At 68.3% G+C, this 21064-nt stretch carries 13 protein-coding genes and 1 pseudogene; 2 read left to right on the top strand and 12 right to left on the bottom strand.

The features are described 5' to 3' along the window. Nucleotides 1-596: 596 nt before the first annotated feature. Entirely contained in the window at nucleotides 597-803 is a 207-nt protein-coding gene (locus ACWEQO_RS16980) for a hypothetical protein (RefSeq protein WP_452983766.1), read from the bottom strand. Between the two features lie 588 nt (nucleotides 804-1391). Between ACWEQO_RS16980 and ACWEQO_RS16975 the strand changes: the two genes are divergently transcribed. Further along, nucleotides 1392-2504: a tyrosine-type recombinase/integrase gene (locus ACWEQO_RS16975; protein ID WP_452983791.1), complete on the top strand. Its 1113-nt coding sequence runs from the start codon at nucleotides 1392-1394 to the stop codon at nucleotides 2502-2504. A 130-nt stretch (nucleotides 2505-2634) separates the two neighbouring features. Here the strand turns inward: ACWEQO_RS16975 and ACWEQO_RS16970 are convergent, their stop codons facing one another. The 4 genes from ACWEQO_RS16970 to ACWEQO_RS16955 are packed head-to-tail and all read right to left on the bottom strand — an operon-like array spanning nucleotide 2635 to nucleotide 10547. Further along, on the bottom strand, nucleotides 2635-3699 hold the full coding sequence (locus ACWEQO_RS16970) for a Wadjet anti-phage system protein JetD domain-containing protein (RefSeq protein ID WP_452983764.1): 1065 nt from the start codon (nucleotides 3697-3699) through the stop codon (nucleotides 2635-2637). After that, a complete protein-coding gene (locus ACWEQO_RS16965) occupies nucleotides 3696-8153 on the bottom strand; it encodes a hypothetical protein (RefSeq protein WP_452983761.1) in 4458 nt (1485 codons plus the stop codon). The genes ACWEQO_RS16970 and ACWEQO_RS16965 overlap by 4 nt, the downstream gene beginning before the upstream one ends. Nucleotides 8154-8181: 28 nt before the next feature. Next, on the bottom strand, nucleotides 8182-8997 hold the full coding sequence (locus tag ACWEQO_RS16960; RefSeq protein WP_452983758.1) for a hypothetical protein: 816 nt from the start codon (nucleotides 8995-8997) through the stop codon (nucleotides 8182-8184). After that, a complete protein-coding gene (locus ACWEQO_RS16955) occupies nucleotides 8994-10547 on the bottom strand; it encodes a hypothetical protein (RefSeq protein WP_452983755.1) in 1554 nt (517 codons plus the stop codon). Before ACWEQO_RS16955 ends, ACWEQO_RS16960 begins: the two co-directional genes overlap by 4 nt. A 604-nt stretch (nucleotides 10548-11151) precedes the next feature. Between ACWEQO_RS16955 and ACWEQO_RS16950 the strand changes: the two genes are divergently transcribed. Then, nucleotides 11152-12048: a DUF5655 domain-containing protein gene (locus ACWEQO_RS16950; protein ID WP_452983752.1), complete on the top strand. Its 897-nt coding sequence runs from the start codon at nucleotides 11152-11154 to the stop codon at nucleotides 12046-12048. 177 nt (nucleotides 12049-12225) lie between these two features. On the opposite strand, the gene ACWEQO_RS16945 is transcribed toward ACWEQO_RS16950, so the two are convergent. The 7 genes and pseudogenes from ACWEQO_RS16945 to ACWEQO_RS16915 form a co-directional block, all read right to left on the bottom strand. After that, on the bottom strand, nucleotides 12226-13590 hold the full coding sequence (locus ACWEQO_RS16945; RefSeq protein WP_452983749.1) for a DUF317 domain-containing protein: 1365 nt from the start codon (nucleotides 13588-13590) through the stop codon (nucleotides 12226-12228). 65 nt (nucleotides 13591-13655) lie between these two features. Then, nucleotides 13656-14771: a DnaB-like helicase N-terminal domain-containing protein gene (locus ACWEQO_RS16940; RefSeq protein ID WP_452983746.1), complete on the bottom strand. Its 1116-nt coding sequence runs from the start codon at nucleotides 14769-14771 to the stop codon at nucleotides 13656-13658. Next, nucleotides 14771-16042 carry a DNA cytosine methyltransferase gene (locus ACWEQO_RS16935; RefSeq protein WP_452983743.1) on the bottom strand — a complete coding sequence of 424 codons (1272 nt, stop codon included), beginning with the start codon at nucleotides 16040-16042 and terminating at the stop codon, nucleotides 14771-14773. Before ACWEQO_RS16935 ends, ACWEQO_RS16940 begins: the two co-directional genes overlap by 1 nt. Beyond that, the gene (locus ACWEQO_RS16930) at nucleotides 16039-17004 is read right to left on the bottom strand and encodes a hypothetical protein (protein ID WP_452983788.1); all 966 of its coding nucleotides are present in this window, start codon (nucleotides 17002-17004) and stop codon (nucleotides 16039-16041) included. The genes ACWEQO_RS16935 and ACWEQO_RS16930 overlap by 4 nt, the downstream gene beginning before the upstream one ends. A gap of 457 nt (nucleotides 17005-17461) precedes the next feature. Beyond that, a pseudogene (gene trpA, locus ACWEQO_RS16925) lies at nucleotides 17462-18475 on the bottom strand (tryptophan synthase subunit alpha). Continuing rightward, on the bottom strand, nucleotides 18441-18827 hold the full coding sequence (locus ACWEQO_RS16920) for a hypothetical protein (protein ID WP_452983740.1): 387 nt from the start codon (nucleotides 18825-18827) through the stop codon (nucleotides 18441-18443). The pseudogene trpA and the gene ACWEQO_RS16920 overlap by 35 nt, the downstream one beginning before the upstream one ends. A gap of 438 nt (nucleotides 18828-19265) precedes the next feature. Next, a complete protein-coding gene (locus ACWEQO_RS16915; RefSeq protein WP_452983737.1) occupies nucleotides 19266-21056 on the bottom strand; it encodes a type IV secretory system conjugative DNA transfer family protein in 1791 nt (596 codons plus the stop codon). Nucleotides 21057-21064: the final 8 nt, after the last annotated feature.

The following is a 21064-nucleotide window of genomic DNA, read 5'->3' as shown; positions in this document are numbered from 1 at the left end:
CTGACCACTGCTCGTCTGAAAGATCCCCTCGCCCCACACCGAGATCATCACGACGCAGAACAAGGGGATCCAGGCACTTTCAAAACACGCCCTAGAAGGCGCGGCGCAAGCGCGTCTGTCGAAACGTCGAAAGTCCGGCGGCATCGGCTATCGTCGCCGGTAGTGCTGGACACGCACGCATCCAGGCCGCCGGACACGCTCCTACGGGGGATTTCCCCGGCGTTCCGGTCCGCTTCCTGCCGGCACCGTAGGCTGCACGTCCAGCAGCAACGACAAGCGGTACGTGAAGGCGGACAGACACCGCAGCAGTTCGGGCCCGGCGTCCCGGGCGGATAGCTCGAGCGGGACAGCGGCACGGCACGGGCCGACCGCGCAGCGGGGCTGTTCGCGACGTTCGCCGAACAACGGCGAACACCTGTCCTCGCAGAACCTGGCTGCAGGCCGGTAGCGCGGTAGGCCAATGGCCCCTCGGGCGCGAATGCGGGACGAGGCGGCGGGCGCGACGGGCGACGCGGTCAGCCGCAGCGCGGGACGGGCGCGGGCCGCGGCACGCGGCGGAGCAAGTCGGCGGGGTGACTCGGGAGCGGGCCGCACAGTCAACGGTGTTCCCCAGCCGCTTTGACGACCAACCCTACGAGGCCCGCCAGGCAGGTCAGGACAGTGGCGCCCACGGCAAGGGGTTCAGCCAACCTCGGATAGACAAACGTCAGGCAGACGACCCCTCCGGTGGTGAGCAGACCCACCGTCAGGGTCAGCAGGAGCAGAAGGGTTCGCAGCTCACGGTGTTCGGTGTTCCTGGTCATGGGTAATTCCGTCTTCTCAGACGCCCTCTAATGCCCTGGGGCCGGATGAAGCCCCCTGTCGGGTGGGTTGACCGTCTTCCAGGTCGACGCGGAGGGTGGTTCCGTGCTCGATGAAGTGCGCACCTGGCGCATCGTCAGGTCAGTCAGCATCTGGTCAGCATGAGTCCTCGTCCGTTCCGAGACAGGGGTTTGAGCGGGTGCTTGGTCGGCGATGGTGCAGCGGCCTGGATTACATGGAAGCGCAGGCGAGGAGCCTTCTTGCCCGAGTGAAGTCGATGTTCTTTGGCATCTTCGAGTCCGACGAGTGCCGGTGTACAGTGAACAGTGCCCCTGACCTGCAGAAAGCTGGCGGGGAGCCGTCTTCTAGGAGTCCAAAGTGCTGCGAACTTTGACCAAGTCCAAGACCTAGCATTTGGGCATCCGTGCAGGTCAGGGGCATAATAGAGGCCCACCAGGTCAGCAAAAGGTCAGCATGCGTCGCAGACCTGTCTCCGCTTGCTGACCTTCCGCCCTCTGCGCAGTGCCTGTGCAAGGTTCCTCGCTCCCGCTCGGAAGGTTCGACACGTGGCTCGACAGCTCGCCCGCGGCATGGGCTCCTTCTTCAAGGAATGTGACTGCACCAAGTCCACCCGCTGCCCGCACCCGTACACGATTCGCTTCAGGGACGCGCTCGGCAAGCAGCGCGAGGAGTCCGGGTACGACACGCAGGACGACGCGATCGAGCGCCTTACGGAGATCTATAAAGAGAAGAAGAGCACGGCGCCATCCATCGCCGAGGCCCGCCGCGAGCTGGGGCAGCAGACGGTCGAGGAATACGCCAAACAGTGGCGACCCCGACAGCGCAAGATGACGGAGTACTCCACCGGGGAGCACGTCGACAGCTCGATCAAAGTGCACATTGTTCCCCGCCTAGGATCACGAAAGCTGAACTCGGTCACGCCGATTGTCGTCGAGCGCTTTTTGGACGAGCTGGAGACCGACAAGGTCGGTCGCGGAAATCAGGTGAACATATTCCGCACCCTCAAGGCCATCTTGCGAGACGCTTACGGAAAAGGTGCCATGGCAGACGACCCGGTGAAGGGCGTCCAAGAGCCGGAGTACGTTCGCGAGAAGGTGGTCATTCCCTCCCTCACCTATGTGAAGAAGGCGCTGACTGTCGCCGACGAGGATCTCGCGCTTGAGATCGTCATGATGGTCGGCTGCGGCCTGCGCAACGGTGAGGCCCGGGCGGTGAACGTCAACAACATCGTGGCGGACGACGTCTACAGGGTGCACGAGCAGATCCACTCCAACACGCACAAGCCGGCGAAGCTGAAGCACCGCAAGGCCGGCGAGTTCAGGGAGGTTCCGCTCCCGCGCTCGGTGAAGGAGGCGTTGGAGCGCTACGAGGAGCAGTATGGCACCACCAAGGACGGCTACCTGCTGCGCGGGCCGAGCGGCTACTACACGGAGCCGATGGAACGCCGTCGTGTGCAAAAACTCTTCCAAGACCTCCCTGCGGAGAACGGCGTCGGAATGTACAGCTTCCGGCACTATTTTGCCTCGAACGCGCTCGGGAGCGGCATACCCATCACCGACGTCGCCGAATGGATGGGACACAAGTCCATCGAGGAGACGTATCGAACCTACCGGCACCTGATGCCGGGGAGCATCACAAAGGCTGCTCGAATTCTGGATGCCGGCCTCTGGGAAGCGGCTTGACTCCTATCTGGTGGCCAGAGCCGTCCTTGGTCCGGGTGAGAAGGAGGGCTGCCGAGCCGCGCCGGACGACTCAGTCGAGCACCTGGACGCCTGGTGCCGGGGCGTGTCGACGCGATCCCGGTTGACGAACTCAAGGGCACCAGGTGGCGTCGCCGGCCAGCTGGCTACGGTTGGTGGCTTCCTGTGCAATACGGCGGCCTGACAGCAGGACCTCATGAGTCCTCTGTCGCAGTCTGGGCGGCAACCAGGCCGTAAGCGTGTGGGCGCGCTCATCGGAGACCATCTGGCCCGGCGTGGAGGGCCGGCTCAGGAGGAGGTCGTACAACGCGGAGGCGGGTTCGACCGAGGGGAGCCTGCACTGGGTGGCTGTTACTGAGGCACGGGCGGGAATCGAGAGCCCTTCTGCGTCGAGGTCGCCGTAGTAGAGGATCCGCTGGATTCCATGGATTTCTTTGGCAGTTTCGATGGAGGCTTCGAAGGCTCGTCCGGAGCCGATGGCCACGGCTCTGGTGCGTCCGGGATTCGAGGTGAGCAGGTCGCGGAGTGTGGCGTAGGTGTCGCTGTTCTCGGCGACCAGGAGGGTGTCTCCGTCGCCGAGCAGCCGGTAGGCGAGGGGCGGTGGTTCGCGAAAGGTGCCGAGCTGTTCCAGGGTAAGGCGGCCGGGGGCGAAGAGCGCACCGGAGAGGAGACCATCGAGGCGCTTTTCGTCCTGGAAGATCTCGTACGAGCGTTCGCGCAGGGGGATCGGTACACGAAGTTCAGGACGATTGCTAGTGTCGCGGAACCATCGGTTGATGAGGGCCAGGTCTTCGTGGTGGGCGGAGGTGAGGTACGCCGTGTGGGCCCAGTCGAGTTCAGGGCGGTAGGAGCGCCGTGTGGCGACAGGAGCGGGCTTGCGGGGGGCGACTGCGGGCAACCGGATCTGTTCGGGCAGGGCGGGACGGCCTGCGTCCCATTTGTGCCTCTGGCCGTGGGGGAGTCGCAGGGTGCCGGCGTCGGAGAGTTCTTCGAGCAGGGTTGCCAGTGCGGTGCGAGAGTCCTGACCGCGGGCGGTGCCGGGGAGGGCCGCGGTGAAGGCTTCCATCACCATGGCGCGCGGCACGGTGGCCTTCTCGGCGCGAGCGTGCAGTGCGGCGCTGAGGCGGGCGGCGCCTGATGAGAGGCGAGGAAGCTGCTCGGGGGTGGGCGTCGTCATCGGTTCGTATCCCCCTTGGTGTACAGGCGTGCGGAGCTGAGGTATCCGTTTGCTTCGGGCCCGTGGGTGTCCGGGGCGGTCCGAGGGGTGGGGATGAGGGCGTTGCGGACGCGGTCGTCGAGGCGGATGCGGGAGAGGCCAGTGCGGGCTTCGGCGTCGTTGCGCAGCTGGATGGTGGCGGGGAATCGGGCCGTGACGGCTTCGTCGCTCAGGCCGGTGGTGTAGATGAGCTGGATGCCGAGGGCTGCCGCCATCTGGCTCTGGATGTCGACGAGGTAAGGGGCGTTGGCGCGGCCGATGGGATTGTCCAGGAGGAGCAGTCCGCCGTGGCGGGTGCGGCTGCGGGGGCCGGGGGAGGTGCGCAGCGCGGCGAGGGCGCAGTAGAGCAGGATGGCGCCAGTCAGTTCCTGGCCACCGGAGAAGATCTTGCCCATCTTCTCGACGGGCACGCGTTCGATTCGTTGGGTGGCGTTGGGTTTCATGACCTCGGCGGTGAAACGGGGAACGGCTGCGTGCAGGCAGCGCATGACCACCTCGGTGCCTTTGAGTTTGCGGGTGCGCGGGTTGGCGGCGAGGTTGTCGATGGTTTCGCGCATATGGGCGGTGAGCACGGAGGGCTCGGGCTTCCTGTAGCGGATGGTGAGGAAGCGCTGCCCTGCCCAGGGCGTGGGACCGTCGGGGAAGAGGGAGAACCGGCTTGCTTGGTCCACTTGCTGGAGGAGTTCGGTGACGAAGCCGCTGAGCTGGGACACGAGGGCCTCACGCGCCTTGCTCATGCCTTCGAGCTGGGTAGTCAGGGCTGCGGCAGCGCGGTGCAACGCCGTAGTCCACTCTCGGGCGGCGGCGGGGATGTGCCGCCGGTCAAGAGCCGAGATCTGGTTGCGCAAGGGGATGTCGAGTTGCTCGAAGCGGACGTCGCTGGCCTGGTCCTTGAGCAAGGACACGCTGTCTTCGACGCGGCGCTCGGTGCTGGTGAGCTTGCGCCGGGCGTCTTCGTAGCGGGCGGTGGCTTGCCGTACGGCGGGTTCGGCCGCATCGGCGGTGCCTTCGTAGGGGTCCGCCGCGGGTTGAATGCCGAGCTGTTCGATCGTGGCATCCAAGCGTGCTAGGACGTGACCGAAGGCGTCGAGTTCGCGAGTGTGCTGGCTCTGCTGCCTGCGGGCCGCGTTGTACTCCTCGCCGGCGCCGCGTTCGGCCTGCTGGGCCTCCGCCTGGGCGTGTTCGGCACGGGCGGTCAGGTCGTAAGCCTCTTTGAGGGAGTGTGGGGTCCACTCGGCGACGTCTTGAGCGCTGATGTCTTGTGCTGCGGTGGCGAGCGTGCGGTGTCGTTCCTTGAGACGGCTCTCCTTGTCTCGAAGGCGCCGTAGCTGGTCCTGGAGGCTGTTGATCTGTTGGCCTAGATCGCGCTGTACGGCGTCGCGCTGGACGTCATCCGCCGCGGCAGGAGAACGGCTGTATTCCTGAGCGAAGGGCTTGACCCGGTCAGGGACCTGCGCCCATTCGTCCTGGCAGGCGCGCAGGGCGTCTTCTGCTTCCTTGGCACGCTGACGCTGGTCTTCTCCGATGTCCACACTGCGCAGGTCCTCGACTGCCTGCTCGTAGCGGTGCTGGAGGACGGTGAGCGCTTCGCAGGGCGCTCCCTTGGTGTGCTGAGCCTGCTCGGCCTCGGGCGTGGCGGTGACCTTCTTTCGCGCCTGGGCATGGCTCTGGGCCTGCTGGACGGCGGCTTCCACCGCCTGGGTCATACGTGCGATGTCGCCGTGGGCGGTCTCCTCTTTCTCGCCCAGCTCCTCGAGTTCGCGCTGACGCTGCTGAGCTTCTTCCTCGAGCGCGGTGATCCGGTCGCGTGCCTGGCTGGCTTTCGCCTCGGCTTCCGCGAGGCGGCGCATCGCCTGCGCGGCCTCGGCGGCCTCGCGGTGAGCCGTTTCCTGTTGTGTGTAGACCTCCTCGGCAGCGGTGACGGCATCGTCGTGCTGTGCGGCGCTGGCGCGCGCGACCTCAAGGCTGGCCTGGGATGCCTGCGCTGCCGTCCGGAGCTCTTGGAGCTGTTCGAGCCGGACCTCTACGCTCACGGGGCCGATCTCGTCCAGCCAGTACGTGATCTTGTTGCCCAGGTCGCGGGTGACACTGATGCGTTCACCGAGCTCATCCAGTACCTGCGCGGAGGCCGCCAGGCGTGCTTCGACCTCGGCTCGTTCGAGTGCCGCAGCCTGTTCGTCATGCAGGGCCGGGGTCGGCTCGGGCACCATCCGGCCGCTTGTGTCGGGTACCGGCGTCAGCATCCGTTCCCCGGTTCCTACCGCGACGGCCGCCGTGGGCAGGGGACGGGTGCGCTCCAGATGACGCTGCGCCTGATCCAGCGCTGCGAGGCCGCCGCCTACGATGATGCCGCCGACCAGGTCCGGGTGGTCGTTGATGAGGCGCTGGTGATCGTCCGGCGGGACGTTGTCGCGCAGCCACTGCCAGCCGGGGACGGCGTCGATGCCCTGGGCACAGAGGTCGGCACACAGGGTGCGGACCTCCTTGGTGGCGGGCAGGAGGCCGTCGCTGGTGTCCAGGGCGGCGAGGAGTTCTTCATCCGCGCTGTGCTGGAGCTGTGTCCGCCTGAGCGCACCGTCCAGAGCGGTGATCTTCCGCTCGATCAAGCTCTGCAGGGCAGCGCAGTGGTCGGCGAGCCAGGTCAGGGCATCGCCGTCTTGTAGGTCTTCGAGGCCGAGCTCAAGCAGTTCCGCAGTCACGGGGTGGCGGCGCACGGACTCGGCGCGGACGCGTAGCCGGTCGGTCTCCGCTTCGGCCGCTTCTGCTGCGCGGCGGTCATCGAGAGCCCGCTCCTGCAGTGCAGGCAGCTGCTGATATGCCTGTGTCCGGCGGGTGCGGGCCTCATCCTGTGCCTTCTTGGCCTCTACACGGAGCTGGCCGTGGTGATCAGCTTCGCCGTCCATCCGGGAGGCGGCGTCCGCGGCGCTTTCGCCGGGTTGTACCTGTCCTTCGTCCCGTGCGGTGCGCAGCTGCTCTTCGAAGTCCTGCACCTGACGGCGCAACTGGCGCTGCTCTCCCTCAGCCGTACCGGCATCCTTATGGAGCGAGTTGCTTCGCTCGCGCCACTGCTGGATCTTGCTGCGAAACTCGGAGATCTCCCTCTCCAGGTTGCCGGCCTCGACGCGTGCCTGCGTTTCGGCCGCCGCGTAGCCCGCCCGCAGCGCCGCCGCGGCGATATCACACGCCTGCACATAAGGGGCGGCTGTTTCCTCGGCTTCGGAGAGGGCCCGCTGCATGCGGCCGTGGTGCTCCTGGGCAGCCGCGTGACGCACAGCGACCGGGACGCTGCGCCAGCCCGCAAGACGGTCTTCCAGCCGCTGTGTCGTCGCGGCGACTTGCTTTTGCTCCTCGGCTGATTCGCCCAGCTCGATGCCGCAGGCAGCCCAACGCGCATGCGCCACACGTGCCTTGGCGACGTCTAGTTCCTGCTTGGCCGCTTCATGGGTCCGGTATGTGGCATTGACCGAGTCTGTGGTGGCCTGTGCCGCGGCGGTGAGGATCTGATGCCGACGCATCAGCCCTGCGGCAAGGGCGGCGAGGCCGGCCCTGGCCTCGCCAGCTTCGCGCTGCTGGTCGGTGTGCTCCTGGTGCCGGTCGGCCACACGGGCGCAGGTCTCTTCCATGGCCAGCGCGAACTCCCGCTCCTTGACCAGTTTCTCGCGCTGGTCGTGGGCGCCGGCATAGGTCTCGAAGGCACTGCCGAGGCTGGTGTACTTGTCGTCGTCGTTGGCCTTCTCCAGCAGCCACTGGACGAACGCTGCCGCACTGGAGGTGGTGAACGCTTCGGCCGCCCCGCTCTCGGTGGCGTTCATCTTGCGTTGGACATCGAAGAGGCCAGGTTCGAGACCCAGACCGGCCTGATGTTTCTCCCACTTCTCCTGCCCGTCCACGATCTGTAGTTCCAACGCCTCGACCGTGTCCTGCAGTTCGCACAGCTCGGTGTAGTAGTGGTCGAACGGCAGCCAGTGACCGTCGCGGTGGAAAGGTAGATCGTCCGCGGACAGGGCGGCACCCGGGTGGAAGCTGTAGAAGCGGCGCTTGAGCTTGCCATCGCCCTCGGGCGCGAGGATCTGCGCGGTGACCAAGAGCCTGCCAGTGCGGGCATCAGCCCACTCCAGGACGATATGGGAGGGCTGAGCTGGCGAGACGACGAAGCTCCGCAGTTCCTCCGGGTCATGGTGGCGCAGCGGGATCGTGGTGCAGGTGATGCCGGTCAGGAGCACACCCTTGCCGCCGCCGTTCTGGAGCATGACCAGACTGGCTGGCGAGGGCCGCTGCGTGACATGTCCGGGCGCCGGCATCAGGGATGCAGTCTCAACCAGGGGGCCCACGCCAGAAAAGTCCAGGTTCACGTCTTCGTAGCGGGCATCGAGCGGGCCGAAGTTGCGCAGCAGGATGCGGTTCAACTCGTACATGGAGAGGGGTCCTTACATCGCGATGGCGTCAGGTGGCTGGGGCGGAGTCCGGGAGCATGCCGTGGTCCGTAGCGTCGGGCTGCTCCGGAGCCTCGGATGGGAGTGACGCATCGTGGTGCGGCAAGACCGCCACGCCCAGGGCAGCCAGTTCCTGGAGCATGTCCCGGGCTGCCTGGTCACGGATGTGCAGTCTGTACAGGACGTTGGTGACGTAGGTGCCGCCCTCTTCCTCACTGGTCGCGCGGACGAATCCGCGCTGCTCGAGATGCGTGAACGCCCTCCTCACCAGCGCGTACGTCGCCGAGCGCGGGGTCCTGTCCTTGTCCGTACGACCGGTGGGGTTTCGACGCAGGTAGGCCCGCCACAATCCCTCCAGCCCGGGGCTGCCGGCCGGCGAGTCGGTGTCCTCGTCGGCGGCTGCAGCACGGCGCTCAAGGACGGTCGCATAGGCCCTAACGTCTTCGTCGACCTTCTGCACCGATACCCGGGCGACGTGCTCGTCGTCGTCCAAGTCCTCCGGACGAGGGAAGGCTCGCGACGCGATGGCCAGGTGAGCGAGTAGGTACAGCGGACGGTTCTCCGCATTCGGCACGAGGTCGGTGACCGAGACGGCGAAGTCAGTCTCGCGTGTGGTTGCCAGGATCAGTCCCGCCTGCGGGTGTACTTCCTGGACCGTGAGGTCAAAGCCCTGCGCGACCTTCCGCACCAGCTGCGCGAAGTCCGGTTCCGTATCGAACCGCCGCACGAGGCGGGCGTAGTCTCCAGAGCGCCCTGGGGACTTGCCGCGTGTCATAGCCAAAGCCACCATCCGGGCTGCTGCGGCAACATCGTCGTACTGCGTCATGCACTCGGCTCCAGATCGTCGCTCGTGGTGCGGGGAACAAACTCTGGTGAATGGGGTGGTTGCGTGTCCGGGGCCGCATCAACGCTGTCGGAGACCGGTTCACCCACGGCCGGCAACAGCAGGAAGTCGCTGCCACCGAAAACCGGGTCGTCCAACTCAGTCCCGTCATCCACGACAACGACGGCTTCCTCACCGCGCGCCAGCTCGGCGACGGGGATATGCCGAAAACGATGCGCGGTCTCCATAGCCAGCAGATGATCAGTGTCGTCACCAGGCCCTCTGCCCTCGCCCCACTGGCGGGCACGCTCGAGCAGCCGAGACAGCCGCACGCCCTCCCCGGGGACACCCGAAAGCAGCCTGTCCACCCATGCATGCTGCGCGTCGTCGAACCTCGGTGGATCGGACGTGTCTTCCCAGTCGTCCCATGCGCCCACTGCGACCAGCTCAATCTCGGCCTGTTCCGGCATCCGCGTGAGGGCCTCGAAGTAGTTCGGCAGGTACATCACCCTCGGGCGGACCGGACCCAGCACCCCACGCACGAACGTCTCCAGGGGCCGCTCGCTGTCCTCGATGCTGAGCTCGAGCGCCGGCTCCAGGAGCTGGCTGCGCAGATGCACCCGTGTGTGGACCACGGGAGGTACGAAGATCTGCCGGTCCTGTTGGCGCCGGAACTCAGGAACCACCCTGAGCAGCATGTCGATGAGCATCAAGTGCCGCTGCAGACAATCCTCGATCAGCGCATGCAGTGCTTCTAGCTGCTGCCGCTTGTGTTCCTCTTCCGTGACCTCGAGCAGTTGCGCCACCTGCGCCTTCAGCTGAGTCTCCGCCCGAGACCTCTCCTCAACGTGCTCCTGCGCCTCCTTCAGCGGGCCTTCAAGATCCGCCTCCCAGTCGACGGCCCGTACGTTGCGTTTCATCTCCTCCATGCGGTTCAGCAGTTCCTTCGCGTACCGGATGCTCTGTAAGTGGGCGGTGCGGGCGGCCTGCCACGCCTCACCGATCCGCGCGCGCTTGAGTAGCGCGGCCAGCTTGGCCTCCGCCGCGATCTGCTCGGACGCGATGTCCACATCGACCGCATGGACGAGCACCGTGATGGCCGCATCAGTAACTGTCAGCGCAGCCTGCCCGGCTTCGTCCGGCACGTCTTTGAGAATCTGGAACGGGAAGTCTCTGACGACGAAGCCGTCGCTTGTCACGCTGCCGATCTCGTGCCGAAAGCACCGGTCGTGTCTCTCGGTGTTGATCATCCGCTCCACCAGCCAGCGCGCGACTTCCCGATACTCGGTACCCGCCCGCCCGGGAACCTGGAGCGCCGCAGACTCAGCCACCTGTTCCACGACGGCTTCCTGCCGAACTGCCGTCCGCGCCCCTATCCGCAGCGTTACGAAGTCGATGGCTGCCAAGGCGAGTTCGGCCAGCCGGTACCCCTCCCAGCCCCGCTCCCGCTTCGCCGGACTCTCGTCGAGCGCTAATAGTGGCCGAACTACGGCCAGCGCCTTCATCCGCGACGTGATGCTCTCGTACGCCGCGGATGACTCGCCAAAGAACACAGAGAGCCCCCCAACATCATCCGCTTGACCGGCAATTCACGCTAGGACACGGCACTGACAATGCTCCGAGGCCGAACGCGTAAGCGATTATTTTCGGCTACCCTGCCACTGGCTGCAAGATTGGGAAATCTGCGTCGAACTCCCATTCCGTAACGCTGCAGCTGTGTCACCCGTCGCCGTCGCTGGTTCGAACGAATCAGTCGCCAGCGGTTCGGTGCCTGCGGCATGTTGGATGGAACATTCGACTCAAGGAGGCCAGCCAAGCGGCAAGAGGTGAAGGGGATTTCTCGGTGATGGTTTGCTGCGGAGCGAGCGCAGTAGTCATTCGCCGGGGCTACGTGAGACAGGGTAGGTGCTTAGAAGGCACGTGCTCTATCCACTGAGCTACGGGGGCTGACCTGCGTAAACGCAGCTTCCGTGCGCTGTCCCCCGGGTCGCGGGGGACACATGGGAGAATCGCGGGTTCCCGGTGACCGGGGGACGCGAGCGCTCCCCGATCGGGCCGCACGTAGGGTCTCACACTATCTTCACGCCCCTGAAGTCTTTCGCGGAAACAATCCCGCACCCCGTCGGTGTTGGTGATCTCCGAGCCGAGGAGGGGAAGGTGTCGGGCCTGAAGCTGTTCCGCACTGACACGACGAATAGCGGCATGACTGAGGTCATGCCGCGTCTTGCCGAGATCGAGGCCGATGTACAGGGCCTTGTCGAGGCGCACATGGAGACGCTGGTGGGCGTCCGGTTCCTGGCGAGCGAGTACAGCACCGGCCCGGTGCACGAGGGCCGGATCGACTCGCTCGGGCTGGACGAGAACGGATCGCCGGTCATCGTGGAGTACAAGCGCGGCACGGACGCCGGTGTCATAAATCAGGGCCTGTTCTACCTGGCCTGGCTGATGGACCACCGGGCGGAGTTCGAGCACCTGGTCCGCGACCGGCTCGGGGTGACGGCCGCATCCCAGGTCCTGTGGAGCGGACCGCGCCTGATCTGCATCGCCGGCGACTTCACCCGCTACGACGTGCATGCCGTGCGCGAGCACCGGAGGTCGATCGACCTGGTTCGCTACCGACTCTTCGGCAGGGACCTGCTCGGGCTTGAGACCGTGGCCTCCGTGAGCGGCGGCATGCAGGTGGCCCGCCGGGCACGGCGCGGGGCGGTCGCCCGGGCGGCGGTTGATGTCCAGGGCGCGGCGATGCGCGAGTTGGCGGGTGCGGTCGACGAGGTCCTGATTGGGCTCGGGGACGGCGTGAACCGGGTGGAGCGCAAGACCTATCGGGCGTATCAGCGGCTGCGGAACTTCGCCTGCCTGTGCCCGCCGCAGCGCAGCAAGCTGCTGGTCTACCTGAAGGTCGACCCGAAGGATGTCGACCTTGTTCCGGGCTTCACCCGGGATGTGTCCGGTCTCGGTCACCACGGGACGGGTGATCTGGAGGTGCAGCTGCGTACGCCGAGGGATGTGGAGCGGGCGCAGGAGCTGTTCCGGGCAAGCTACGCGGCGGCGTGATCGCCCGGCGCTGCCGGCCTCGTGACGGGCTGCGCTACGTGTCGTGTCTGCGGTCGTGGGAGGAGCCTCTCGACGTGCGGGCAGGGCGTGGCGGTGGACTATCTATGGTGCGCGGGATCGCCGGTTTGGCCAACCGGCGATCCCACGCTATGTTGCCCCGCTCGTGAGGGCCGATGATCAGCGTGAATGGCTGACGGGTCGGCCGGACGTGACCGCCGGAGCCGCCGGTGCACTGGCTGCGAGGCGGGTCCTGTGCTCGCGGCCCGACTGGGGCTGGCGCGTGCCGGTCTCGTGGGCGAGAGCTTCGGAGAGGTCAGCCAGCAGCGAACTCGGGGTGTGCGGGGACGCGGTGATGGCCCAGTTGGGCCGGTCCGGGTCAGGGCCGGCCCAGATGGTCCAGGTGGCTGGGTTCCGGGGGGCCTGCGCGGTCAGTGGGTCAAACCGAACGCCTGCCTGCCCGTCGGGGGACGTCCACCGGATCCCGTGCCCTGTCAGGGTGTGCTTCCACCCGGCCTCAGTGAGCGGCTGCGTGGCTGTGGTGACCGTCCTCTCGCCCACCGGGACGCCGATGACCGTGTCCCAGCCGTCGCCGTCGGCGAGGTGGTTCAGCAAATTCTGCAGCACGGGGGCGGGGGTGGCGCCGGTCGCGGTGAGGTGCCACATGCGGTCGGAGACGGGTGTCTCGTAGGCGGCCACGGTCCAGGCGGTCTCGCGGGCCTGGGTTTCGTGGACGCGTTCGATGCGCAGGGTCTGCGATTCGTGGATGGCGTGGGTCGTTTCATCGGACCAGGTGCGCCACTTTTCGAACTCGCCGTGCGCGTCGAGGAAGCTGTCGAGGAGCGCGTCGTGGTCACCGGCATCGGCCAGGTAGACGGGGACGGCCTCCGGCTCCGGGCGGGACGGTTCGGGCTTGGCTGTGGTGACGTCGAAGACGGAACGCGCTGCGATGGCGGCGCGTTCGGTGTCGGTCAGGGGCGCCGGGCCGGGGCACATCTCGGCCGCGTGGACCTTCTCGAAGGCCACCAGTGCCTCCGCGGGTGAGTCGAAGGTGTCGGCGACCTGACGCAGATGATCCTCGCCGTGCAGGTAGACGGACTTGCCGCCCCGGTGGAGGTATGTGCCGACCGCGACGGTGGTGTGGCCGTCGTGGGCGTGGGCGTGAATCAGGAGGTGACCATTGCGGATGTCGTCGTGGATCTTCTGCGCTTGGTTGGAGACTTCGCGGATTTCGCTGCGGGTGCACCAGGGCATCGGGTAGTTCGGCCAGGTCCATTCCTCGTCGATGGCCTCCTGGAGGCGCGGGGTGATCTCGACGGTGATGCCTTCGGCGGTCAGGTGCTGGGCGGCGTCGGCGGCCCAGTAGGGCTCCTCGTGATCGATGCGAGCCAGGACCAGGACGCCTGTGGCGGCGGCACTCCAGCCGGCAGCCTCCAGAGCCATGGAGGCGACGCGGGCCTGGGTGCCGGTCAGGACGGCCTGCACGGCGCTCGGGTGAGTGGGGTGGGTGTCGAGGCGGACATGGGCGTCGATGGCGGGAGTCACGTGGGGGTCTCATCTGTTCTGCCGGTGGCCGGGCCTTCGGGTCCGGCCACCGGCGTACTCGGGAGTTATCGGGTTGCTCGTGTGGATCGGGCGGCGTGTGCGGCCGTGGTGGTCGGCGGGCCGGCGCGGATGGCAGGCGCCGGTCGCCGCTGCTGTGGCGGGGTGGTTCCGGTGGCGTTCTGCCAGCGGGTGCGGACGGCGGCGATGTCAGCGAGGGCGCGGCGGGCGCCGACGACGAGCTGGAAGGGGGTGTTCGCCGGGTCACCGGCGTACGCCTCGATGCGCTGGCCGGTGTGCTCAGCCGTGGCCAGGAGGGAGCGCTGCAGGGCGCGTTCGCCCCAGTGCCCGACGGATCCGGCCGGTTCGGCCAGCATGCGCAAGACCTCGCCTGGTTCACTGCCGTCGTCCAGCAGGCCGCGCTGCTGGGCTTCCCACAGGACGGTGACGGGGTCGATGGGCTCGTTGCGGCGGGCGAGGGTGGTCAGGCACTGCCACAGGCCGGCGTGCAGCGGCAGGGTGAGGTCGTCGGGGACCAGCCACCGCACGGCGTCGATGTCGTCAGGGCGGGCGGTGGCGGTGGCAAGCAGCAGTTGCTCCTCCTCGACCGCCTCGGTGTGGTCAGGGGCGACGGGGGGCGGTGCCGGGGTGCGGGGGAGGACGCCGGAGCGCGGGGGGAAGCGGTTCGCGATGTCGTCCACGACTGCGGCGAGCGCGTCGGCCTCGGCGAGCACCGTCTGGACGGGGAGCGGGAGGCTGGCGTCGTGGACGGCGTGGATGAGGTGTTCGGCAGCCGTCAGTAGGCGGCGGCGGGCGTGCTCGGCCTCGACCATCTGGGCGTAGGCGGGGGCGTGGCTGGGCCAGGGGCAGACCTGGACGAGGGTGTGCAGGTAGGTGGCGGTCAGACCGCGCGCCTGCTTCCGGCCCGCGGTGAGCACGCGGTCGAGCCACTTGGTGTTCTTCGCGTGCTCGGCGGGGTCGGGTCGCGGCAGGGTGCTGATCGCGGCGTACAGGGCGGCGTGCGCGGCGGTGGAGAAGGAGTCGGCGGTGATGCCGCTCACGTCGTCCAAGCGGTGCGGGTCGAGGAGGAGGGCCCCCAGGAGGGCCTGCTCGACGTGGAACACCGGCTGGGGCGGTGGGACGGCGTCGAGGTCGTCTTCGTCGGGTTCGGGGGTGTGGGGCATCAGGCGGCGAGGGTGAAGTCGTCGGGGTCGAGGGGGAGGCCGAGGTGCGGGGCGAGGAGGTGGCCGGCGAGCAGCGGGGGCACGGCGTTGCCGATCTGGGAGAACTGCTGGCCCTTGTTGCCGGCCCAGGGGTAGTCGGCGGGGAAGGTCTGCAGGAGGCCCGCCTCGCGGGCGGTGATCCGGATCGGCTCGGGAACGGCCGGCGCATCGGCTTCTTCGGCTGGCGGTGTGGCGGGTTCGGCGACCCAGATGCACTCGTTGGCGCGGTGCCCGAAGAACAGCGTGCCAGCCGGCTCCTGGATGGACCGGACGGTGGCGTTGGCCTGGTTGTTGCTGCGCAGGGACCAGGACCAGCGGTGGGCCTCGGCGGTGAACGTGGGCGCCGGAGCGTCGGCGGCACGGTTGTCTCGGGTGCCGTGCCGGGCCGCCCATCCGGCGCCTTCGCGGCGGGACTGCAGGACCACCCCGTCCGGCCGGGGCATCCAAGTGCCGCGCTCCCTGGCGTCGGACAGCGTCTTGCGGGAGCCCGACGGGAACGGTTCGGGTCCGCCTCCGGGCCCGCCTCCTGCGCAGACGGTGGGGACGGGCCGGTCGGTCGCGCCCCATCCCAGGGCTTCGGCCATGCTGACCCAGCGGGCGCGGCCCGGACCGAACAGTGATTCCGGCTCGGTGAGCTGGGCGTGCGTGGGCGTGGGCGGCTGCGCCGTACGGACGCGGGAGGCCAGGAGGATCGCTCGCTTCCTGGTCTGCGGGACGCCGAAGTCAGCCGCGTTGAGGATCCCGCACCAGACGGAAAACCCCCACCCCCGCAGGATGGCCGCGTACTGCTTCCACAAGGGCAGCACGTCCGGTACTTCCTCCATGGCGACCCAGTCGGGCTCGCCGACCGTGTTCAGCGCGTACAGGTAGCGCATCGGCTCGGCGGCGAGCAGGGAGCGCTCGTCACGGCAGGCGGCGAGGAGGCGCTCGCGGGTGTCGCGCCCGGCGGCCAGGTCTTCGACCGCCGCGTGCACCAGCGGCTGGTCGACCAGGCCGAGGCGCTTGCCGGCCATGCTCCACGCCTGACACGGCGGCGAGGCGATCACGCCGCGGGTGCGGCCGATGAACGGCCATGCCGGATACCTCGCCACGTCGCACCGGATGGTCAACTGCCCCGCCGCAGCACGCGTCTTGCACGCCCACTGATCCCATTCCAACCCGATGTCGCGCACGCCCAGGACGTGCAGTGCCCTGCTCCAGCCGCCCGGCCCCGCGAAGAGGTCGAGTATCACGTGGCCAGCCCGAAGTCGTCCTGCGTCAGCGCGTCGGCGTCGCCGCGGCACGCCCAGGGCGAGCAGCCGTCCTCGACCCCGTTCTCCAGGACGTCGGCCTCGTCCGCGCTGATCCGCAGGGCGGCGCGCTCGGCGGCGGTGACGTGGTCGATCGGCGCCTGGCTCAGTGGGACGCGGGAGCGGTGCAGGAATGCCTCGCCGAGCAGGCGTCTGCCCGAGGCGTTGGCGCGGGCATTGCCCTGCCGGATGGCCGCGTCGAATTCGACGACGTCCGCCCACTCGGACGGAGAGGTGTCCCTGATATGCCGCCACTGCGCATTTCCGTGGAACGGGCATCCCAGGCAGCTCGATTTCGGCGTATCGGCGAGACCGAGAGAGGTCAGGTAGCGCACGCAGTCGGCTCTGCTCCAGGACACGTCCAGAAGGGGGTGCCGGTTGCGCATGTACTTGACGTCCGCGTCCTTCGCGCGGTGGAATTCATCCGTGGAGATTCCTACCCACTGCTCGACGAAAACGCCCTTCGGGATGCGGGCCGGGTAGGGGTGGCCGAGTAGTTCGCGAACCTTCTGCTTGATCGGCTTTACCTTATATTCGCCGGTGCACTGCCGTCGGGTCATTCCAGGTCGCCCGTCCTGATTGAGGATGTGGAGCGGCATGGATGCGAAACGGTGATCCGGGTTCAGCGCGTCGTCACGGATATTTCCGGCCGACACGCGGAGTACGGGTATCCTGGCGGGCGCGGCTATCTCTCCTTCCAGGCGGTCAAGGTGTGCATAAACCGCTTCGGGTTCCCATCCGATGTTGGCGAAAATCGCGTAGTCGACCCTGGGGAGAATGCCCTCGGCTGACAGGGCGAGAAGTGTGCTGGATTGAACTCCCGCGCCGAGGGAGAGGGCGCGGAATCGGGGCTGATCTGAAATGGTCTGTCCTGGGTGTAGGGAAAAGGGAGGGTGCGCTCGCATCCCGGCTGTCGCGTCAGTGGCAGGGGATTCCGGCCGGTCGCGGGATATGGCGTTGCAGAGGGCGGGGATGCGGTCGAGGAGGTCGGCGGCCGACTCGATGAACTGCTGCGGTGTCGGCCCAATCAGGACGACCCGCCGTGATGTGGCGGCGGCCTGGCGGCGCTGGTTCTCCACGGCGCGGGCAAGAGCAGCCGTCAGTTCGGCGGCGGCGTCTTGGGCGGCCTTGGCGATCTGCGCGACGCGGTGAAGGAGCAGCAGGTCCGTAGGGGAGGGCCGCGACGCCTGGGGGCTGAGGGTGAGAAACAGCCGCAAAGCGGTGCCGGCGAGGTCCTGGGCGTCAGTGAGGCGCGCGGCCAGTGTGGATGCGCCCCGTTCGGCGGGCAGGGCACGCAGGGCCTGGTGCAGACAGGAAGCGTCGGACGAGATGCGGGCCAGGACCGGGGCCGGGTTAGTGGGGTCAGGCACGGGTCTCCGTGGTGGCGTACGGGTTCAGGGCTTGGGCGAACGCGGCGGTGAGTGCCGGGGCCTGCTCGGGGGCGGTCATCAGGGCGCGGACGACGGGGGTGCCGATGACGACGGCGTCCACCAGTGGCGCGACGCGTTCCGCGAGGGCCGGGGTGGAGATCCCCACGCCCGATACGACGGGCAGGGGGCTCGCGGCGCGAAGGCGTGTCGTGAAGTCGGCGAGCGCGGGCACGTCGAGCGGGCCGCGGTAGCCGGTGGGGGCGGTGCTGGCGGGTGCGTAGAGCCATCCCGACGCGCCGGCGGCCACGGTGGCGAGGCCGGTGTCGGCGAGGTGGCGCGGGACGAAGCGTGGGGTGGAGAGGTTCGCGGCCTTCGCTGCGGTCTACCAGCGCTCTGCCTGGTCGTCGGGCAGGTCGACGACCATGGCGCCGACGGTACCCGCGTCAGCGAGCAGCCGGGCCAGGCGTTCGGGGCCGTGCCGGCTGACGGGATCCCAGTAGGCCATGACGACGGTCGGCCGAAGGCCAGCGGCGTGCTCGACCGCGCGCAGGGCGCGGGCGAGGACGTTGCCGCGGCTCAGGGCGCGGCGGTAGGCGGCTTGGATGACGGGCCCGTCGAGGCCGGCGTCATGGTGGGCGAGGCCGATCTCGAACAGGTCGGCGCCGGCCCGTGCGATCTGGTCGAGCTGATGGCGCTCGGCGCGGGCCGGATGCAGTCCGGCGGGAACGAACACGCCGAGCGCGCAGCGGGGTTGGGCGAGGAGGGCCTGGAGGGAGTCGGTGGTGGTTAGGAGATGTCTTTCTCGGAGGGCGGGCTGTCGCGGCAGGTCAGCGGTGGCGGATGGCCGGTGATGGCAGGGAGGCCACGGGGGTGGTGGCGCTCCGGGAGTGGGCAGGCTGGGTACGGGGCGTGGTGGGCTGGTGGCTGAAGGCGGGGGCCACGCGGTCGAGGGCCTGGGCGATCTGCTGGGCCTACTCGTGAGCAGTAGCGAGCTGCTCGGCGACATCGGTGGGGAACCGGTCCCACTGGGCTCGGTACTGGTAGCGCTGGATGATCTCGGCGGCGTTGCGCAGTTGCTCGGCGACCTGCCGCAGGACGGCGGTCTTCTGTTCCGGGGCGGTCGCGGTGTGCGTGGCTTGCAGAAGCGCGTCCAGGGCGGTGGGCAGCGACTCGTCGGGCGGGGGAAGGCCGTAGAGGGCGGCGTGCAGTGCCTGGGCGTAGACCGTCACGGGTCCGCTCCGACCGCGGCTGCGGTACTCGATGGGGGCTTGCCGGCGGGCGCCGAAACTGACGGTCACGTCCCGGGGAGCGGCCCCGGGGTGGAGCTGGTCGGCGAGGGCACGGGCGAGATCATGCACGGTGGGGGGTGTCGGAGGACGTGGAAGCTCCTCGGATGGCGGTGCCGGATGCGGCGGGGTGGTCAGCGGGCGCGGCGAGGGGCCGACGGTGTGGTGCGCGGACCGGTCGCGGGAGCTGAACGGCGGCGGGTACTGGCGGGGATGTCGGAGGGTGTGGGGATGCCCAGGTGGACACGTGCGCTGAGACCGTGGGTGTACGCGTGTGCCTCGACAGCGGTGACGGCGCCGAGCAGTCCGCGCTCGTCAAGCCCGTCCCGCAGACGGTCAGGGCGAGACATTTGCTCAGGGGCTTGCCACAGGAAGCGGGCGACGTGGCCGGTCCGTGGCCGGGAGGGTGTGCCATCTGGCCCGAGGCAGGCGGCTGGCGTTTAGTTACCAGGCGCGCGCAGTCCTCCATCTCACGGGAGCGGACCGGCACCGGGTGCAGGCGGGTGCGGCTCACGCGGCTTGCCCGAAGTCGGACTGTGTAGGTGCGTGTTTCGCGACGGCACGGGTGGTGATCGCCTTCGACGCGCGGGCGGAGGCTGCGGACAGTTCTTCCGCTCCGGGCTCCCGGTACCAGGGGCGCAGATCGAGCATCGCGGCGCGCATGCCGGTGGCGAAGCAGAGCGCGGTGCCCTTGGGCAGGGCGCGGATCGCGTCGGCGGGCAGGATCCGTTCCTGCCGCATCGACACCGAGGTCGACTTGCCGGACTCCGAATGCGAGGTCGAGGTGGTCTCGACGTCGTGGTCGCCGATCAGACGGCTGAGCTTGTCGGCGAAGTCGGGATCATCGATACCCGAACCGATGACCTTTACCGTCGAGGCGCTCCACATGGCGTCCATGCCGGCGTCTCCCCAGACCTTCTGGCCCTGGCGGTAGGACTGGAGGATGGTGATCGGGATGATTCCGCGGCTGCCGAGGTGGGAGTACAGGTCCGGCAGGTCGCTGATCTTGCACACGTTGGCGGCCTCGTCGAGGATCGCCAGCATGGGCGGGTCCAGGCGTCCGCCGGCGCGTTCGGCCTGGGCGGTGGCCGCGCGCATGACGGAGTCCGCGCACGCGGCGATCAGTGCCGAGGCTCCGCCTCCGCCGTCCTTGCTCAGCAGGAACAGTGTGTCGGTGGAGGTGACGAACTCCGACGGGCGGAACTCGGGAACGTCCTTCTGCGGGGTGACCCAGGCGGCGATCTCGTTGTTCAGCAGTGCGGCGGCGTACTGGCGGGCGGTCTCGTAGATGCCGTCGCGCGTCTCCGGGGGGCCCTCGACGGTGCCCTTGAGCTGTGCTGCGACAGCGGCGAAGTCATGGTCGCGGAGGATGTCGAGCGGGGTGCGGTCGGCGGGGAAGGCGAGCCACTGCATGATGTCGGTGATGGGCCGCTCGTCGAGCGCTGCGGCCAGCAGCAGTTGGGACAGGATGTTGCTGCCGGCCTTGGACCAGAAGTCGCCCTGTTGGGAGGCGTCCACCGAGGCAGCGAGGAAGTGTCCGGCGAGCCGGTTCGCCCCGTCCAGGGTTTTTGCGCTGGCGAGGGGGTTCCACCACATCTCGCGTGCGGCGTGCGCGATCTGCTGCGGATCCATCGACCACACCTGCCCGACGTAGGAGCGGGCCTCGTATGTAGCGGTGAATGCGTCGCCTGCGGCCTTGTTCGAGGTTAGGAGGACGGGGCCAGGCGCGGCCAGCATCGAGGGGATGGCGAGCGAGGTGGTCTTGCCCGAGCGGGGCGCCATGATGGCGACGGCCACATCTTCGTAGCCCATGCGCACCTCGTGCCGGGTGTTCTGCAGGTTGCCCAGGAGGATGCCGGTGTCGCGGGCTTCGATGTGCTTGGCGTCTTTCAGGCTCGGACGCAGCGAGCGGGCCTTGTCGGTGATCGCCTTGGCCATCAAGGGCTCGATGTCCCTGGCCTTGGCCATGCCGGTGATCTTCTTCCGGCCGCCGCCGCGGTTCTTGTGCCGGAGCCACAGGGCGATCGCCGTCACCCCGAGAGCCAGGAGGAGCAGAACGGGAACGATGCGTGCCCCGATGAGCAGGGCGTTCTCCCCGGCCTCGGGCCAGACCTGCTCGGGGCGAAGCAAGGCGTTGGTCGGCTGGTAGGGGGCCCAACTGCCTCCGGTGAGGGAGGCGGTGAGGTTGCCGCACAGCCAGGCCAGGTGGGACAGGGGGACGACGACGGCGAGCACGCCGAGCAGGAGGCGCAGGACGAGGTCGTATCCGTCGGTGTTGCTGCTGGGGGAGGAAGGGGGCAAGGGCTAGG

This window comes from Streptomyces sp. NPDC004051 (assembly GCF_053604275.1).
Note: the sequence above shows the minus strand (reverse complement) of the source record. Positions and strands in the feature narration are given on the sequence as shown.